The following is a 15,561-nucleotide window of genomic DNA, read 5'->3' as shown; positions in this document are numbered from 1 at the left end:
GTTATCAAAGTAGGTGGGGTGTCGAATAGATATTGCGCATAGCGTGTCGCAATAGCGGACGCGGTATGCGCGTATTCAGCTGCGTACATATTTCCCCGGGGCGTCGCAAATAGTGGGATATCCACGGGATTCGGCCCCCATGAGCGGAGGCGCAACACCTTCACCAGAGCGCTCTCGAAGCCATGCTGACCATGCCGGCCACCACGAATCTAGATGCGTCTGTGCAGTGGCTTGCCACTCGTCCGGCGCCATGTATCCATCACCGGCCGCGCGGGTATGGATTTGATATTGGCGCTTACCTCGGCCGGGCTCGCTGACGATGCCGCCGTTGTGTCCTCCAGTGGTCAGCACGAAAGTCAGCTCGGCCGAAGACAGGAGATGCAGCTTGTAAACCGAGCGCCAAGGCGCAATATGATCCGAGGCAGTGCCGACGCAAAACACCGGCACAGCGATGTCTCCCACTGAAACGGGGCGACCCGTGACGGGATAACGCCCCGCGCTGAGATCGTTATTCAGGTAAAGGCGTCGGAGATACTGCGAATGCATCTTCGCGGGCAGGCGAGTCCCATCGGCATTCCAAGCCATCAGGTCGGTCATTGGCCGGCGATCGCCCAATAGGTATTCGTCAATCATGCGAGACCATATGAGATCGTAGGAGCGCAGTAGCTGAAAAGCTCCGCTCATCTGGTCGGAGGTCAAATAACCGGTTTGAGCCATGCTGGCTTCCAACAGCGCCACTTGACTCTCGTTGATGAAAAGACTCAGCTCGCCCGGTTCGCTGAAGTCCGTCTGTGCGGCAAGCAGGCTTACCGACACCAGCCGCGTATCGCCATCACGCGCCATGGCTGAAGCACCAATGGCCAGTAGCGTTCCGCCCAGGCAATAACCAGCCGCGTGGATTCCCTGCTCGGGGACGATGGATGTCACGGCGTCCAGCGCCGCACGCAAGCCGAACTCAAGATACTCATCCATGCCCAAGTCTCGATCACCAGCATCCGGATTTTTCCAGGAGATGCAAAAAACCGTATGGCCTTGCGCAACCAGATACCGTATCAGCGAGTTATGGGGAGATAGATCGAGTACGTAGTACTTCATGATCCAGGCAGGAATGATCAGTATCGGCTCAGGATGGACTTTCTCGGTAGTGGGCGTGTATTGAATCAACTCGATTAATTGATTCCTCAGTACGACTTTTCCTTCCGTCACCGCCACGTCGCGCCCAACGACGAAGTTCTCGGTTCCCGCAGGAGGCTCACCGGATAGTTGTCGGCGCAGGTCATCGAGAAAGTTGGACATGCCACGCGCCAGGTTGGCGCCTTGTTCTTCTATCGTTTTTTTCAGGACAACGGGGTTAAAAAGCGCAGAATTGGTCGGCGATACCATTTCCAGCCATTGCTTTGCGCCAAACGCCAATAGGCGTTCGTGTTGTGGATCAACACCCCATACACCTTGCGTGGCTTGCTCCCACCATTTGGATTGAATAAGAAAGGAACTGCGGAAAAGGTTGTAGGGCCATTGATCCCATGCCGGATCGTTGAAACGACGGTCATTGGTAGGTGATGGTTCAGGAGATGCAACTTCCTGGTCCGGACTGACCAAGCTCTTTTTCAGCAGAGACATCCATTGCTCAGACAAGGAGCCTGCAAAAGCCAAAAGCTCCGATTGCTTTCCGGGGCTGTTCGCTAAATGGCTTGCCCAATCAGTCCAAGCCAACAGCGACGATTCAGGTGAAATTGAGGACCAAGCCTGGGCCCAAGCCATATGCGCTTGCATATCCAGTGCCGGAACGATTGTCGATGAAGTATTACCTTTCTTATTTTTTGTCAAAACGCATTACCTCAATTGCTATTCAAATAGATGGAGCGCCCTCGTTTGAACACGGGGGTAGTTGTGCTCGCTTGTGTTCATGCACACCGGCACTCATGTCATCAGCGCTTTTGCGATGACACCGTGCCAGCGTGCTAGAGATGTCTCCGCCTGCCGGCGCATTCCGTTAATTCTTTCGTCTTAACCGGCCATCAGGCTGATCACCAGCGCGTTCGCAATGTCGATGACGAACCCGCACACCAGGGGCACCACAATGAACGCCTCGCGCGCAGCGCCATGCTCCCGAGTGATCGCCGTCATGTTGGCGATGGCGGTGGCGGTAGAGCCCAGCGCGATTCCGCCGAAACCGGCGCACATCACTGCGGCTTGGTAATCCCTGCCCATTGCCCGAAAAACGATCAGAAGCACGAATGCGATGACCAGGATGATCTGCACCAGCATTGCCACGGTGATGAAGGCAAGCACAGGCTGCAGCTCCCAGAGTCTGAGGCCCATCAGCGCCATGGTCAGAAACAGGCCCAATGACATGTCGGAGATCAAAGCGATGCCCGGCTGCATGCTCGGCCAGTTCCATAGACGCCCGCGCCCACTCGGCCTCATCCAGTCGCCAATCATGCGCAGGAGAATGCCGGCCAGCAGGCAGCCCACAAAGGCGGGTAGCGTGACAGGGGTAAGCGCGACCAAGGCATTGACTCCGGAGCCCAACATCAAGGCTAAGTTGAGCCAGAGCAATGCCAATAGCACACCGTAGTAGTCCAGACGGGCATGCTGTTCATCGCTGTGCAGCGTGCCAATCTCCAGTGTGCTGTCCCCGGAGGCTCGAAGTTGATATCTGCGCATGAGTAGGCTTGCGATCGGGCCACCGATGGTGCAGGCCGCGATCAGGCCGATCATGTTCGCTGCCAATCCCAGTTCCTGCGCTTGCGCAATGCCGAGGTTTTGAACGAAGTGATCGGACCAGGCCAAGGTGGTGCCCACGCCTCCGGTCAGGGAAATCGATCCCACCATCAGCCCGGCGCGCGGATCCAGGCCGAAGGCGCGTGCCATCTCCATCCCGGCCAGGTTCTGCAGCACCATGAACCCGATGGCCAACCCCGACAGGATCAGCAAGGGCCGCCCACCATGGCGCAGCGTGCGGGCGTCGGTACTCAGGCCAATGGCCGCAAAGAAGTACAGCAGCAGCGCGTCACGCGCTTCGAGATCGAAACTGACGACGATCCCCGCACCGTAGTACAGGGCGAAGACAACCAGGGCGCAGGCCAGGCCGCCCACCAGGGATTCCGGGATGCTGTATCGACGCAAGATGCCCCAACGCGCAACCAGGCCCTTGCCCACGAACAACAGCACGATGGCGAGCGTGAATCCATGGAAGGCATCGATCTTCATCGCACCTTCTCCCTGTCCAGGCAGGACAGTGCGTGGCTGGCGGCTATCCACTCTTCGTTGGTGGGCTCGACCGCCACGATGACCTGGCTGTGGTCGCTGGAAATCTTCGCCGCGTGGCGGGCGTTGGCGTCGGTATCCAGGGCAATGCCCAGAAAGCCCAGCGCCGCACAGATGCGCTCGCGAATGAACGCATTGTGTTCACCGACACCCGCCGTGAACACCAACATGTCCAGACCGCCCAGCACGGCGACCAGGGCCCCGATCTCGCGCACGATGCGTCGCACGTAAAGGGCCAGTGCCAAGCGCGCTCGCTCCCCCGTTTCGCCTGCATCGTTCTCGTGCCGGACAATGACGCGCGGCTCGGCCGAGATTCCCGAAACGCCGAGCAGACCGGACTCGTGATAGAGGACACGCCCCACTTGTTCCAGTGAAAGCTTCTCGATCTCCATCAGGTAGAGCACGGCGCCTGGATCGAGCGCACCGGTGCGGGTGCCCATCATCAGCCCGTCAAGCGCGGAGAAACCCATGGTGGTGGCCACGCTTTTGAGTCCTTGCATAGCACACAGGCTGGCGCCACTGCCCAGGTGGGCAACGATGGTGCGCCTGCGCGCCGCGTCGCCATGGCGTTCGGGCAAAGCCTCAGCCATGTACTCATACGACAGGCCGTGAAATCCGTACCGGCGCAGACCGCGCTCCCATGCGGCGTAGGGCAACGGCAGGAGCTGCTCGAGCTTGGGGATGGTGTGATGGAAGCCGGTGTCGAAGCAGGCCACCTGAGGCAGCTCCGGCTGTTCGCGCAGCAGAATATCGATGGCTTCCAGCGCGAACGGCTGGTGCAGTGGCGCCAGCGGGATGTATCCCTGCAGATCGGTGAGCACCTGGGCGTCCACCCGCACTGGCTCGAAATACCTGCTGCCACCGTGGACGATCCGATGAGCGACCGCACCTATCCGGCGGCCGTCGAGCCGCTGACTGACGCGATCGCGGATGATGCGCAGTGCGGCGCGATACGGATGTGCCGTGTCCAGTTCGATCGAGAACGGCGCAACTCCGGTCTCTCCGAAATCCGGGTTGGCGCCGCCGATTCCCTGCACCTTGCCATTCCACAATGCCTGACGCGGCAGTGGCGCGGCCGAGGAATCGAACACCGCAAACTTGATGCTGGATGAACCGCAGTTCAGCACAAGGATCAGTCCGTGTTCGCGGCGCCCGGAGCGGGCCATGGTGACGTCCATCAGGTCGTCCTCTCTGCGCGCCGTCCGCGCGACTTCGCCGAGGTGTGCGGGGGTGTCTGCTGTCTCATCGTCTTCAGACTCAGCGCGCCGTGTAGCCGCCATCGGCGATGAGCTGGGTGCCCACAAGGAAGCTGCTTCCTTCCGACAGCAAAAACGCCACGGCATGGGCGATTTCGTCCGATGTACCCAGACGACCGATCGGATGCAGGTCAACGGCCTTCTGGAGGGCCGATTCATCCAGGAAATCCAGGATGGGCGTACGCACGTAACCGGGATGAATCGAATTGATCCGGATTCCCTTGGACGCATAGGCCAGTCCTGCCGAGCGGGTCAGCCCGGTCACGCCATGTTTGGCTGCGACGTACGCAGGGTTCGCTGCGTCGCCCACCACCCCCAGGATGGAGGAGACGTTGACGATGGCGCCGCCTCCCGAGCGCAGGATGGCGGGAATCTGATGGCGCAGGCCATAGAACACGCCGTTCAGGTTGACATCGATCACCCGGCGCCAGGCGGCAGGGTCCAGTTCTCCCGCCGGGCTCTGGTCGCCACCGATACCGGCGTTGTTGACGGCAAAATGAAGGTCGCCGAACGTATCGACCGCGCAGGCCACGGCAGCCTGGACCTCATCGATGCGTGCCACGTCGGCCACATTGGCCACGGCTTGGCCGCCATCGGCGCTGATGAGCTTGGCGACGCGCTGCGCATTGTCGGCGCTGACATCCGAGACGACGACACTCACGCCGTTACTCGCAAGAAGTCGCGCGATGGCCTCGCCAATGCCGGATCCTGCACCGGTGACCAGGGCTACGCGGCCAGAAAATGAGTACTTCATAGTGTTTCCTCCAATGGGGTGGATACGTTGCTGATAAGTCGATTCACGGGGGTGACAGCCGATAGTGGTGCGCCAGCATCAGTGCAATCGCGCATGAGGCGATGCGTGTATCGCGCGAGTCGGCGCGGCTGGTCAGAATGACCGGCACTTTCGCTCCGAGGACGATTCCGGCGCTGGCTGCGCCGCCCAGGAATATCAACTGCTTGGCAAGCATGTTGCCGCTCTCCAGGTCAGGCACGACAAGGATGTCGGCCTGCCCGGCGACCTCGGAGACGATCCCCTTGGTGCGCGCAGCGGCGATGGAGATCGCGTTGTCGAAGGCCAACGGCCCGTCGAGCAGGCCGCCAGTGATCTGGCCGCGATCGGCCATCTTGCACAGCGCCGCCGCGTCGAGCGTGGCCGTCATCGTCGGGCTGACCGTCTCGACTGCGGCCAGGATTGCGACCTTGGGTTCGCGCACGCCGATCACCTGTGCCAGCTCGATGGCGTTGCGGATGATGTCTGCCTTCTGTTCCAGATTCGGGGCGATATTGATCGCTGCATCGGTGACGATGAACGGGCGCGGATAGGCCGGTGTCTGCAACAGGAAGCAATGGCTGACCCGGCGCTTGGTGCGCAACCCCGCTGCTGCCGAAACCAGCGCGGACATCAGCTCGTCGGTGTGCAGGCTCCCTTTCATCAGGGCTTCGACTTCACCTGCGGCTGCCAAGGCGACGGCTTGCTGCGCAGCGGCGTGGCTGTGCGGGACGTCCACAATGGCGACGTCGGCCAGATCCAGCCCGGCCTCGGTGGCGACTGCTTCGAGCCGCCCTCGTGGCCCGACCAGCACCGGCTCGATCAACCCCGCGTGGCGCGCTTCAAGCGCAGCGGACAGGCTGGGGACATCGCACGGATGGACGACGGCTACCCGAATCGGTTGCAAGTGCGCGACATGCGCCAGCAGGTGCTGCAGGCCTGTGCGGCCCTGCGCATCCGGATGGATTTCCGGCAACGCCGTGCGCGTTCTTTCAATGCGCTCAGTGGGCGCTACGACCTCTACCTGGCCTTGGAAAATCGCCACCCCCTCCTGGCTGGTGCAGGTGCAGTCCAGCGTGACGTGATGGGTGGCCGTGTCCTTGCTGCTCACCTGCATCTGCACGGTCAGCCTGTCGCCGGGCCGAACGGCTCCGAGCAAGCGCAGGTTCTGGCTGACATATTGGGTTCCAGGCCCCGGCAGGCGTGTTCCCAGCACAGCCGAGATCAGGACGTTTGCACAAATGGCCTCCGTGGTGTCCCGCGAGGGCGAAGACACCGAAGATTCCGGATCCACATCGCCCGATTGCAGCGCGAACATGTGGATGTCTTGCGGCGAAAACGTGCGTTCGAGGCTGGCGCTGTCGCCGATGGCGATCTCGTCGAAGGTGCGGTTGCGCAGAACCTGCAATGCGTCGGCGGCGCCATCGACCGGTGCGGAGGACGTCGTCATTTGCCTTTCCCTCGCCGTGTTTGACTTGTCCGCGGGGCGGCTGGCGTCTTGGACACAGTTTTCTGCGCAGCAGTTTTCTTCTGAGGCGCCTTAGGCTTTGGAGAGGATGTCTTGGAGGTCGTGTTTATGGCCGGAGCGGAGGTGTCACTGGCGGAGCTCGGCATGGCTGGCGCCGCATTCGCATCCTCGACCGCAGCGGATGTGCCACTGGCAGAGCGTGGCATGGCGGTTGTCGACTTCGCGTCCACGACCGTAGCGGAGGTATCAGTGGCGGGACTTGTCACGGCGGGCGCCGAAGCCGCCTGCGCTTGGCGCTCGGCCTGCTCGAACAAGGTAGAAACCTGTTCCAGCCTGGCTTGTTCTTGTGCGGACAGCACACCGCCGCTGCCAATCACTTGCACGATCATTCCCGCCACCTGGCGGATGTCATCGGGCGCTATGCCGTTGAGCAATCCGGGGATGGCGGACACCGTGGCGTCCTCGTCGAGCCTCATGAGCAAAGCCTGCCGACGAACGAGGTGGCGAAAGACCTGCATGTCGAAGTCGTTTGCCAAATGGGGGCGCGCGACTTCCTCTGCGTGCCGGAAGTGCCGCCCGTCGGCCTCGCCACGCGCTGCAAGCACAAAGAACAGCGCCCGTATGGAGGCTTCGGTGATCCCGCCGCTGTGAATATCCGCTTCGAGCCGTGTCAACTCTTGCGCCAGATACTGGCGATGCTCGGGCGTCTCGCTGGGATGGGGTCGCGGCGGTGCATCGTCGTGCAGGCTCTGTCCAGTCATGGCCTGCACCAGCGGCAGGCTGTACAGCGTGTCAAACGCCTGTGCGTAGATCTGGTCGCGGCAATCACGGAATTGATCCAGCATCTGTTCGACGGCGGCGGAAAACTGCGCCTGCAGTTGCAGGAAAGGGTTGGCCTCGGAGACGGGCTGACGATGGTCGCGCACGTGTTGCGCAGCCTCATGTACTGCGGCGGCGAGCGGATGCCTGTCAGACCACAATTCATAGCCCATGCGCAGCGGATGCAGCGGCTCCAGCCACTTCGCACCCTGGTCCGTGACCAGGGCACGCATCCATGGCTGCACGAAGCTGCGGTAGCAAGCCAGGTTGACCTCGGAGATCCGCGCAACGGCGGCGAACCGGCGATCGTTCTCAGGGTCGGGACGGACGATCTCACGGACTTCATCGATGTTGCTGCGCTGGATCCGAGTCAGGTAGGCGTTCCCGGTCGGCTCGCCTTCCTGCGACCCGTCGGGATTTTCATCGACCAGCATGCGGTGGATACCGGCCGGCAGCACGTCGATGACGTCGATGTTGGCGGCGAACTCCTGGTGCTCTTTACGCCCGACGCTGCCGGAGACGAAGATACCCAGATGCCCGATGCTGTCATGGGTGGCGTAGACGATGGTCTGGTCATGCCCCATCACGTCCAGATCGTTGCGGTACAGATCGGTGATCCAGCCCAGGGCCTGGGGCGGTGGCGTGATGTTGTCCCCATAGGAGCAGAACACCACGATCGGCGAGCGAATATTGCGCAGGTCGATGCGCACGCCATCAGACGTCACCAGCTGCGCCGTACTCAGTTTGTTGCCGATGAACAGGTTATCGACGATGTACTGTATTTCCACATCGTTCAGGAACACGTGGCCGCCCCAGTACTTCTCGAATTGCAAGTAGCGCGGGCCTTCCGTGTCGACCTTGGCGTACAGGTTGTACTGTTTGCTCCACAGCGTATTGGCCGGGTCCAGGTTCTCGAAGTTCTGTACCAGCCAGGCGCCGTCGAAGCGGCCGGCGCCCAGATCGCTGGTCAATGCCGTCAACCAGCTACCGCCGGTCAGACCGCCCGCGTAGCGCATCGGCATGTCGCCCGCCCAGTACGACAGCGGCGCACCGGCCACGATGATCGGTCCGAACAGTTCGGGCCAGACGGCGGCTGCCATCAGGATCTGCCAGCCTGCCTGGCAATTGCCGATGACCGCAGGCTTGCCGCGGCTGTCGGGGTGCAGCTCGCCGACCTTGCGCACGAAGGCCGCTTCGGCGCGCATGACGTCTTCGACGGTCTGGCCGGGAACGGGATCGGGCAGAAAGCCTACGAAGTAGCAGGGATGGCCAGCCTTGAGGGCCGCGCCGACCTCGCTATCGGGTTTGAAGCCGCCGATGCCTGGGCCGTGGCCCGCGCGTGGATCGACCACCACGAACGGTCGCTTGTGGGGATCGCTCGGCGTGTCGGCTGGCGGCAGGATACGTACGAGGCCATAGTTGACCGGCTGCGGAAGGTCCAGCCCGGACATGATGACCTCAGAGGCGAAGTCGAGTACGTTCGGCGTCTGCTCCTGCAAATGCTCCTGGTACTGGTTGCCGCGTTGGCGGCGAACGTCGGCATACAGAATGGACCGCTGCCAGGCATCCACTGCATACTCGCTTGCCATCGCCGATAGTCGCAACGGGTCCCACAGCAACTGCCCCCAATCGGCCGTTGGTGATGTCGTGGTGTCTCGATTCATGGCGATGGGCATTCCCTCTATGATGAAACTGAAAAATTGAATGGAAAGGGGCCGCAGGCACATCGTCTTGCCGGCCCTTCCTCACTCAGTACATGTGCTGGCCACCATTCATCGACGCATTGCTGCCGGTCATGAACCCCGCAGACTCGCTGGCGATGAATGCAACCAGTGCGGCGATTTCCTCAGGCCGTCCCAGACGACCCACGGGAATACCGGCAACCACCTGCTTGACCACTTCCTCCGACATGCTCGTCACCATCTTCGTATCCAGATACCCCGGCGAGACGGTGTTGACCGTCACGCCCTTGCGCGCCACCTCCTGCGCGAGGGCTTTGGTGAATCCATGCATCCCGGCTTTCGCGGCGGAGTAGTTGGTTTGGCCGAACTGCCCCTTCGAGCCGTTGATGGAGGAGATGTTGATGATCCTGCCCCAGCCCCTTTCGAGCATGCCGTCAATGAATGGCCGAGTGACGTTGAAAACGGAGTCGAGATTGACGCGCAGAACCGCATCCCAATCGGCGTAGCTCAGCTTGCGGAACGTAGCATCACGCGTGATGCCCGCGTTGTTGACCAGAATGTCGATGTGGTGACCGTCTGCTTGAATGAGGCCGGCCAGCTCCTGGCAGGAGGCATGGTCGGCCACATCCGCGCCGTAGGCGATGAAGTTGTAACCTTCACCCGCCTGGGCTTCCAACCACGCGCCGATGCTGGCATTGCCTGGCGAGTGGATGACGAGCACGGTATGCCCAGCATCGTGCAAGGCTCGGGCGATGGCCGCGCCCAGGCCACCGTTGCCGCCCGTGACCAGGGCGGTGCGTTGTTCAGCCGGCATTGCGGCCACCGGTCTTGCCCGGTGCCTCCTTGTCCTGGGCCGAGGCCCACACGGCCCCCCACTGTTTGAATATATCCTGGAACGGAAGTACCGCATCGCCCTGGCCTACGGCCTGCGTGACCGATTTCTGCCAGTCTTGAATGGCTTTTTGCAGGCCTTGGGTGAAGCTTGTCTGGTTTTTGATCGCGACTTGTGTCAGCGCCTGCGCGCCGCCCACGTGATGCTGAAACTGACGCCAGAAGGCTTGTGCGGGCAGCGTGGCCAGTTCCTGCCAGTTCTGGGCCTTGAGCAGGCTTTCGATTTCCGCGCCGGACTCGGCAATGCCGTCTTTGCCCGCGCGCGTGGCGTTCTCCAACCATTGCTGGCCGTTTTCCTGCACCAGGCGCTGGAGACGCAACTGCAGTTCCAGGTTCGCCTTGAACAGGTTGAGAGGGATGGTTTCATTGCTCATGGTCAAACTCCTTACTGGGTTGAGTGCCCACTCGGGCGGTCAAACGATCAGGCCATCTGGCCGATCGTTTTGCGAAAGCGTGCTAACGACAGGAAAAACAGAACTGTGCCGATCAGTGCCAGCGCCAGGAAGGGCTGCCACACCGTCTCCAGGCCGGCGCCCCGGTAGAGGATAGCCTGGCTCAGTTCCACGAAATGGGTGGTGGGTGCGATCAGCATGATGTTCTGCACTATCTCGGGCATGCTTTCGCGTGGCGTGGTGCCACCCGAGAGCATCTGCAGCGGCATGATGGTGAGCATCATCAACATGCCGAATTGGGGCATGTTGCGCGCCAGGGTGGCGATGAAGATGCCCATCGAGGTGGTGGCGAACAGACTGAGCGCCGCGCCAGCGAAGAACAGCGCAATGGAACCCTCGACGGGAACGCCCAGGACGCCGCGCACCATGAGATTGAGGGACAGGAAGGAGGCGATCAGCACGACCAGGGCCATCGACCAGACCTTGGAGAGCATGATCTGCGCGGGCGTGACCGGCATCACCAGCAGATGCTCGATAGTGCCGTGCTCGCGCTCCCGGATCAGCGCCGCGCCGGTGAGGATGATGGACAACAGCGTGATGTGGTTGATGATCTGCACCACCGAGCCGAACCAGGCCTTGTCCAGTGCGGGGTTGAAGCGTGCGCGCAAGGCCAGATCCACGGGTGGCGCGTCGGTGCCGCGGTAACGCTTGACGAACTCATTGACTTCACCGGTGAAGATCTGCTGGATATAGCCACTGCCGGTGAAGGCTTGACTCATTCGGGTGGCATCGACATTGAGCTGCGCGGCGGGCGATCGCCCCGCCAGCACGTCACGCTGGAAGTTGGGCGGAATAACCAGGGCGAAGGTGTACAGCCCCGCGTCCATGCCCGGGTCCACGTCTCTATAGTCGATCATGGCCGGCTGGGTGAACTGCGGGGGGTAGAAGGCCGAAGCAATCCGCTGGGACAGGGCCGAATTATCCTCGTCGATGATGGCGATGGGCGCGTTGTGCAGCGTCTCCGGCATGGAGGTCGCTGAGGTGTAGACCGATGCGGTGAACACATAGAGGATGAGCACGAGCATCATCGGATCGCGCCAAAGACTCCACAGCTCCTTGACACCCAGGTCGTAGATGTTGGCCAGGTTTCTTCTGCGCATCTCAGCGCTCCTGCTTCTTGAGTAGCAAAACGGCGGCGCCGAGAATGACCGGGACCGACAAGAGCATCGACCACAGCGGCCCCGTCAGGTCGGCCAGGCCGAGTGATTTGCTGAAAACGCCACGGCTGATGGAGATCATGTGCGTGGCGGGATAGATCTGCCCGATGAACTTGCTGGAGCCCTCGAGCGAAGACACCGGATCGATCAGACCTGCAAACTGGGTGGCCGGTATGAGCGTGCCGATCATGGCAAAGAACATGGCGGCGATCTGGCTGCGTGTGACGGCCGAGGCCAGCAGCCCCATGCCTGTCGCGGCGAAGGAGAAGATCAGCGCAGCCAGCGCCAGGGTGAAAAAGCTGCCCTTGACCGGAACGCCAAAGATGGTGACCGCGAGCAGCGTCATCTGCAGGAAGTTCACCATGGCCAGGCCGACATAGGGCAGTTGCTTGCCGAGCAGGAACTCGATGCGCGTGACCGGCGTCACGTACAGATTGGTGATCGACCCGGTTTCTTTCTCGCGCACCACCGCCAGCGCAGTCAGCATGGCCGGCAGCATGAGCAGCAGCAGAGGGATCACCGCCGGCACCATGGCTGGCAGACTCTTGACATCGGGGTTGTAGCGAAAGCGCGTCTCGACGCTCGCATTGCCTGCGGCGCTGGCGCCGCTGCGTTCGCTGGCCTGTACGAGTAGCCAGTGCTGGTGCATGCCTTGAACGTAGCCCTGCACGGTTTCCGCGCGTTGCGGCATGGCGCCGTCGAGCCAGGCGCCGATCTGCACGTTCTGGCCCCGCAACACGTCGCGGCTGAAGCCAGGGGGGATCTCAATGGCCAGCGACAGTTCGCCGCTACGCATCCGCCGGTCGAGATCGTCGTAGTCTACGATCGGCGCGTGCTCGGTGAAGTAGCGCGAGCCGGCCAGGTTCAGCGTGTAGCTCTGGCTGAGCGTGGTCTGGTCGCGATCGAGCACCGCATAGCTCAGGTCCTCGACGTCCATGGTGATGCCGAAGCCGATCACGAACATCAGCAGCAGCGAACCGCCCAGCGCCAGCGTGGCGCGTACCGGGTCCCGCTGCAATTCCAGCGTCTCGCGCCACAGATAGCTGAACATGCGCTGCAGACTGAAACCGCCAGAGCCGTGCCCGCCGTGTTCAGCGGTCGCCGCCGATGGTTGCTCCTCGTGATCGGCGGCCCCGGGCTGGCTGGCCGGCGCCGCCGTGCCGCCCTCGGCTTCGACGAGGTAGCCGATGAAGGCCTCTTCAAGGGTTTTGGCGCCGCGCTTCTCGACCAGTCTGGCGGGCACGTCGCTGTCGAGCACCTTGCCCGCATGCATCATCGACATGCGGTCGCAGCGCTCTGCCTCGTTCATGAAGTGGGTGGAAATGAAGACCGTCACCCGGTCACGCCGCGACAGCTCGATGAGCAGTCGCCAGAACGCATCGCGCGCCACCGGGTCGACGCCCGAAGTCGGTTCGTCCAGAATCAGCAGTTCTGGCTTGTGCACCATGGCGACCGCCAGCGACAGGCGTTGGCGTATGCCCAGAGGCAGACTGGCCGGCAGGCTGTCGATGACGTCCACCAGCCCGAAGCGCTCCACCATCTCATCGACGCGAGCAGGAATGTCCTCCGGGGACACACTGAAGAGTTTGGCGTGCAACTCCAGGTTCTGGCGTACCGTGATTTCGCTGTAGAGCGAGAACGCTTGGGACATGTAGCCGACGCGGCGGCGGGTGTCCAGATCATGCGGGTCCACTTCATGGCCGAACAGCCAGGCCCGACCCTCGCTCGCCGGCAACAGGCCGGTAAGCATCTTCATCGTCGTGGACTTGCCGCACCCGTTGGAGCCGAGGAAGCCGAAGATTTCACCGCGCCGGATGCGGAAGGACACGCTATCGACGGCAACGAAGTCGCCAAAGCGCATGGTCAGCCCCTCGGCCTCGATGGCGATATCGTCCGCGCCGCCATCCGACAAGGGGGGAATGACTACCGCTTGGTGTCCGCGCTTTTTCTCTTCCGGGAGCAGGCGGATGAATGCCTCTTCCAGGTTCGGGCTGCCTGTTCTTGCCAGCAATTCCTTCGGCGTGCCGGTGGCGAGGACCTTGCCGTCGTCGATGGCGGCCAGCCAGTCGAAGCGCTGGGCCTCATCCATGTAGGCCGTGGCCACGATCACGCTCATGCCGGGGCGATCGGCGCGGATACGGTCAATCAGATCCCAGAACTGCGCGCGCGCCAGCGGGTCCACGCCAGTCGTCGGCTCATCGAGAATCAGAAAATCCGGGTCATGAATCAGCGCGCAGCACAGGCCGAGTTTTTGCTTCATGCCCCCGGACAGCTTGCCTGCCGGGCGCTCCAGGAATTTGAACAGGCCAGTGGCCTGGGTGAGCTCATCGATCCGCTGGCGGCGCTCTGCGGCGCCATGACCGAACAGGCGCGCGAAGAATTGCAGATTCTCCTCGACCGAGAGCGTCGGATACAGGTTTTTGCCCAGTCCCTGCGGCATGTAGGCGATGCGCGGGCACACTTTATTGCGATGGGCCTTGCTGGCCATGTCGCCACCCAGCACCTCGACCGTGCCCTCCTGGATGATGCGCACACCCGCCAGCAATGAGAGCAGACTGGATTTGCCCACGCCGTCGGGGCCGATCAGGCCGACCATCCGTCCGGCGGGAATGTCCAGATCGATGCCATCCAGGGCGATGACGTCGCCGTAACGCAAGCGCACCTGACGGACGCTTGCAACGGTCGTGGGCTGCGCACTCGCACTGTGGCTCATACCTTACTCCGGCACGCGAACGGAGAGGTTTTGAGGCCACTCGGCATTGGCGTCGAGTTTGATCCAGGCCACGCCAGGCAACCCGGTCTTGACCTGATTGAGGTGCTCACGCAGCAACTCCTGCGAAATCTGCGCACGCACGCGAAACATCAGTTTCTGCCGTTCGCTGGCGGTTTCCACCGTTTTGGGGGTGAACTGCGCCGCGCTGGCGACGAAGGAAACGGTGGCTGGTATCACGTACTCCGGCGCGGCATCCAGAACGATGCGTACCTCGGAGCCGAGCCCGACACGCCCGGCCACGGTCTCGGGCAAGAAGAAGGTGAGGTATACGTCCGACAGGTCGATCAGGTTCAAGACACGTCCGCCCGAACCCAGCACCTCGCCGGGTTGCGCCACGCGCACCTGCACCCGACCGTCACGCGGCGAGCGCAGTTCGCTGTCGCGGATATCGGCTTCGATGCGATTGATACTGGCCGTGGCAGCGGACACGCTGGACCTTGCGCCGACCAACTGCGCTTTGGCGGCCTCGACCGCGGCGCGGGCAGCGGCGGTCTGTGCTTTGCTGGCCGCGAGCGTCGCCTGTGCGCCCCGCACGCGCGCCCGGTCATCGTCCAATTCTTGTATCGAGGCGGCGCCTTCTTGGGACAATGTCTGCGAACGTTTCAGCCGCCGTTGCGCGGCATCGAGCTCCGACTCGCGCTGACCGACGAGTGCCTGCGCCGCAACCACGTCGGCTTCACGCAGCGCCACCTGGGCCTGTGCTGCGGTCACAGAATGCTCGGCCTGTTCACGCATGGCGAAGGCTTCGTCGCGCTGCGCCTCAAGCGTTTCCAGTTGCATCCTGGCCAGCGGCTGGCCCGCTGCGACGAAATCGCCTTCACGTACAAGGATGTCTTCGATACGTCCGGGAAGCTTGGTGGCGATGTCGATCTCGGTGGCTTCGATGCGGCCATTGCCGTTGACGAATCCTTCGCCGGGGCCGGTGTCGGCAAATTTCGTCCAGCCCCACCAGGCCAGCGCGACAACAACCGCTGCGGCGGCAGCGACCAGGAGTTTTTTCTTGAGAGAGGGTGAGAAGGTCATG

11 protein-coding genes are annotated in these 15,561 nt (G+C 62.3%); all 11 read right to left on the bottom strand.

Annotated elements, in window-relative coordinates; genetic code table 11:
* Nucleotides 1-75: 75 nt before the first annotated feature.
* A complete protein-coding gene (locus PLAV_RS17545) occupies nucleotides 76-1,827 on the bottom strand; it encodes a PHA/PHB synthase family protein (protein WP_012112368.1) in 1,752 nt (583 codons plus the stop codon).
* A gap of 180 nt (nucleotides 1,828-2,007) precedes the next feature.
* The gene (gene gltS / locus PLAV_RS17540) at nucleotides 2,008-3,213 is read right to left on the bottom strand and encodes a sodium/glutamate symporter (protein WP_012112367.1); all 1,206 of its coding nucleotides are present in this window, start codon (nucleotides 3,211-3,213) and stop codon (nucleotides 2,008-2,010) included.
* Nucleotides 3,210-4,448 carry an acetate/propionate family kinase gene (locus PLAV_RS17535; RefSeq protein ID WP_012112365.1) on the bottom strand — a complete coding sequence of 413 codons (1,239 nt, stop codon included), beginning with the start codon at nucleotides 4,446-4,448 and terminating at the stop codon, nucleotides 3,210-3,212. Before PLAV_RS17535 ends, gltS begins: the two co-directional genes overlap by 4 nt.
* 79 nt (nucleotides 4,449-4,527) lie before the next feature.
* Nucleotides 4,528-5,280: an SDR family NAD(P)-dependent oxidoreductase gene (locus PLAV_RS17530; protein ID WP_012112364.1), complete on the bottom strand. Its 753-nt coding sequence runs from the start codon at nucleotides 5,278-5,280 to the stop codon at nucleotides 4,528-4,530.
* 43 nt (nucleotides 5,281-5,323) lie between these two features.
* Nucleotides 5,324-6,745, bottom strand: a complete 1,422-nt coding sequence (locus tag PLAV_RS17525) for a bifunctional enoyl-CoA hydratase/phosphate acetyltransferase (RefSeq protein ID WP_012112363.1) — start codon at nucleotides 6,743-6,745, stop codon at nucleotides 5,324-5,326.
* Nucleotides 6,742-9,258, bottom strand: a complete 2,517-nt coding sequence (locus tag PLAV_RS17520) for a DUF3141 domain-containing protein (protein ID WP_245545174.1) — start codon at nucleotides 9,256-9,258, stop codon at nucleotides 6,742-6,744. The genes PLAV_RS17525 and PLAV_RS17520 overlap by 4 nt, the downstream gene beginning before the upstream one ends.
* Before the next feature lie 73 nt (nucleotides 9,259-9,331).
* Nucleotides 9,332-10,078, bottom strand: coding sequence for an acetoacetyl-CoA reductase (phbB, locus tag PLAV_RS17515; protein WP_012112361.1), 747 nt, complete (start codon nucleotides 10,076-10,078; stop codon nucleotides 9,332-9,334).
* On the bottom strand, nucleotides 10,068-10,529 hold the full coding sequence (locus tag PLAV_RS17510) for a phasin family protein (protein WP_012112360.1): 462 nt from the start codon (nucleotides 10,527-10,529) through the stop codon (nucleotides 10,068-10,070). Before PLAV_RS17510 ends, phbB begins: the two co-directional genes overlap by 11 nt.
* 47 nt (nucleotides 10,530-10,576) lie before the next feature.
* The gene (locus PLAV_RS17505; RefSeq protein ID WP_012112359.1) at nucleotides 10,577-11,707 is read right to left on the bottom strand and encodes an ABC transporter permease; all 1,131 of its coding nucleotides are present in this window, start codon (nucleotides 11,705-11,707) and stop codon (nucleotides 10,577-10,579) included.
* A 1-nt stretch (nucleotide 11,708) separates the two neighbouring features.
* Complete coding sequence (gene rbbA / locus PLAV_RS17500; protein WP_012112358.1) at nucleotides 11,709-14,477, bottom strand: ribosome-associated ATPase/putative transporter RbbA; 2,769 nt, start codon at nucleotides 14,475-14,477, stop codon at nucleotides 11,709-11,711.
* A 3-nt stretch (nucleotides 14,478-14,480) separates the two neighbouring features.
* Nucleotides 14,481-15,560, bottom strand: a complete 1,080-nt coding sequence (locus tag PLAV_RS17495) for an HlyD family secretion protein (protein ID WP_012112357.1) — start codon at nucleotides 15,558-15,560, stop codon at nucleotides 14,481-14,483.
* Nucleotide 15,561 lies beyond the last annotated feature (1 nt).

The organism is Parvibaculum lavamentivorans DS-1, from assembly GCF_000017565.1.
GTDB classification, from domain to species: Bacteria; Pseudomonadota; Alphaproteobacteria; order Parvibaculales; family Parvibaculaceae; genus Parvibaculum; species Parvibaculum lavamentivorans.
The sequence above is the reverse complement of the archived record's forward strand: the minus strand, read 5'-3'. Positions and strand labels throughout refer to the sequence as shown.

What these genes read in the sequence shown, in the direction of transcription:
- gltS (WP_012112367.1), bottom strand. Translation starts at nt 3,213, where the DNA reads ATGAAGATCGATGCCTTCCATGGATTCACGCTCGCCATCGTGCTGTTG.
- PLAV_RS17535 (WP_012112365.1), bottom strand. Translation starts at nt 4,448, where the DNA reads ATGGACGTCACCATGGCCCGCTCCGGGCGCCGCGAACACGGACTGATC.
- PLAV_RS17530 (WP_012112364.1), bottom strand. Translation starts at nt 5,280, where the DNA reads ATGAAGTACTCATTTTCTGGCCGCGTAGCCCTGGTCACCGGTGCAGGA.
- PLAV_RS17525 (WP_012112363.1), bottom strand. Translation starts at nt 6,745, where the DNA reads ATGACGACGTCCTCCGCACCGGTCGATGGCGCCGCCGACGCATTGCAG.
- PLAV_RS17520 (WP_245545174.1), bottom strand. Translation starts at nt 9,258, where the DNA reads ATGCCCATCGCCATGAATCGAGACACCACGACATCACCAACGGCCGAT.
- phbB (WP_012112361.1), bottom strand. Translation starts at nt 10,078, where the DNA reads ATGCCGGCTGAACAACGCACCGCCCTGGTCACGGGCGGCAACGGTGGC.
- PLAV_RS17510 (WP_012112360.1), bottom strand. Translation starts at nt 10,529, where the DNA reads ATGAGCAATGAAACCATCCCTCTCAACCTGTTCAAGGCGAACCTGGAA.
- PLAV_RS17505 (WP_012112359.1), bottom strand. Translation starts at nt 11,707, where the DNA reads ATGCGCAGAAGAAACCTGGCCAACATCTACGACCTGGGTGTCAAGGAG.
- rbbA (WP_012112358.1), bottom strand. Translation starts at nt 14,477, where the DNA reads ATGAGCCACAGTGCGAGTGCGCAGCCCACGACCGTTGCAAGCGTCCGT.
- PLAV_RS17495 (WP_012112357.1), bottom strand. Translation starts at nt 15,560, where the DNA reads ATGACCTTCTCACCCTCTCTCAAGAAAAAACTCCTGGTCGCTGCCGCC.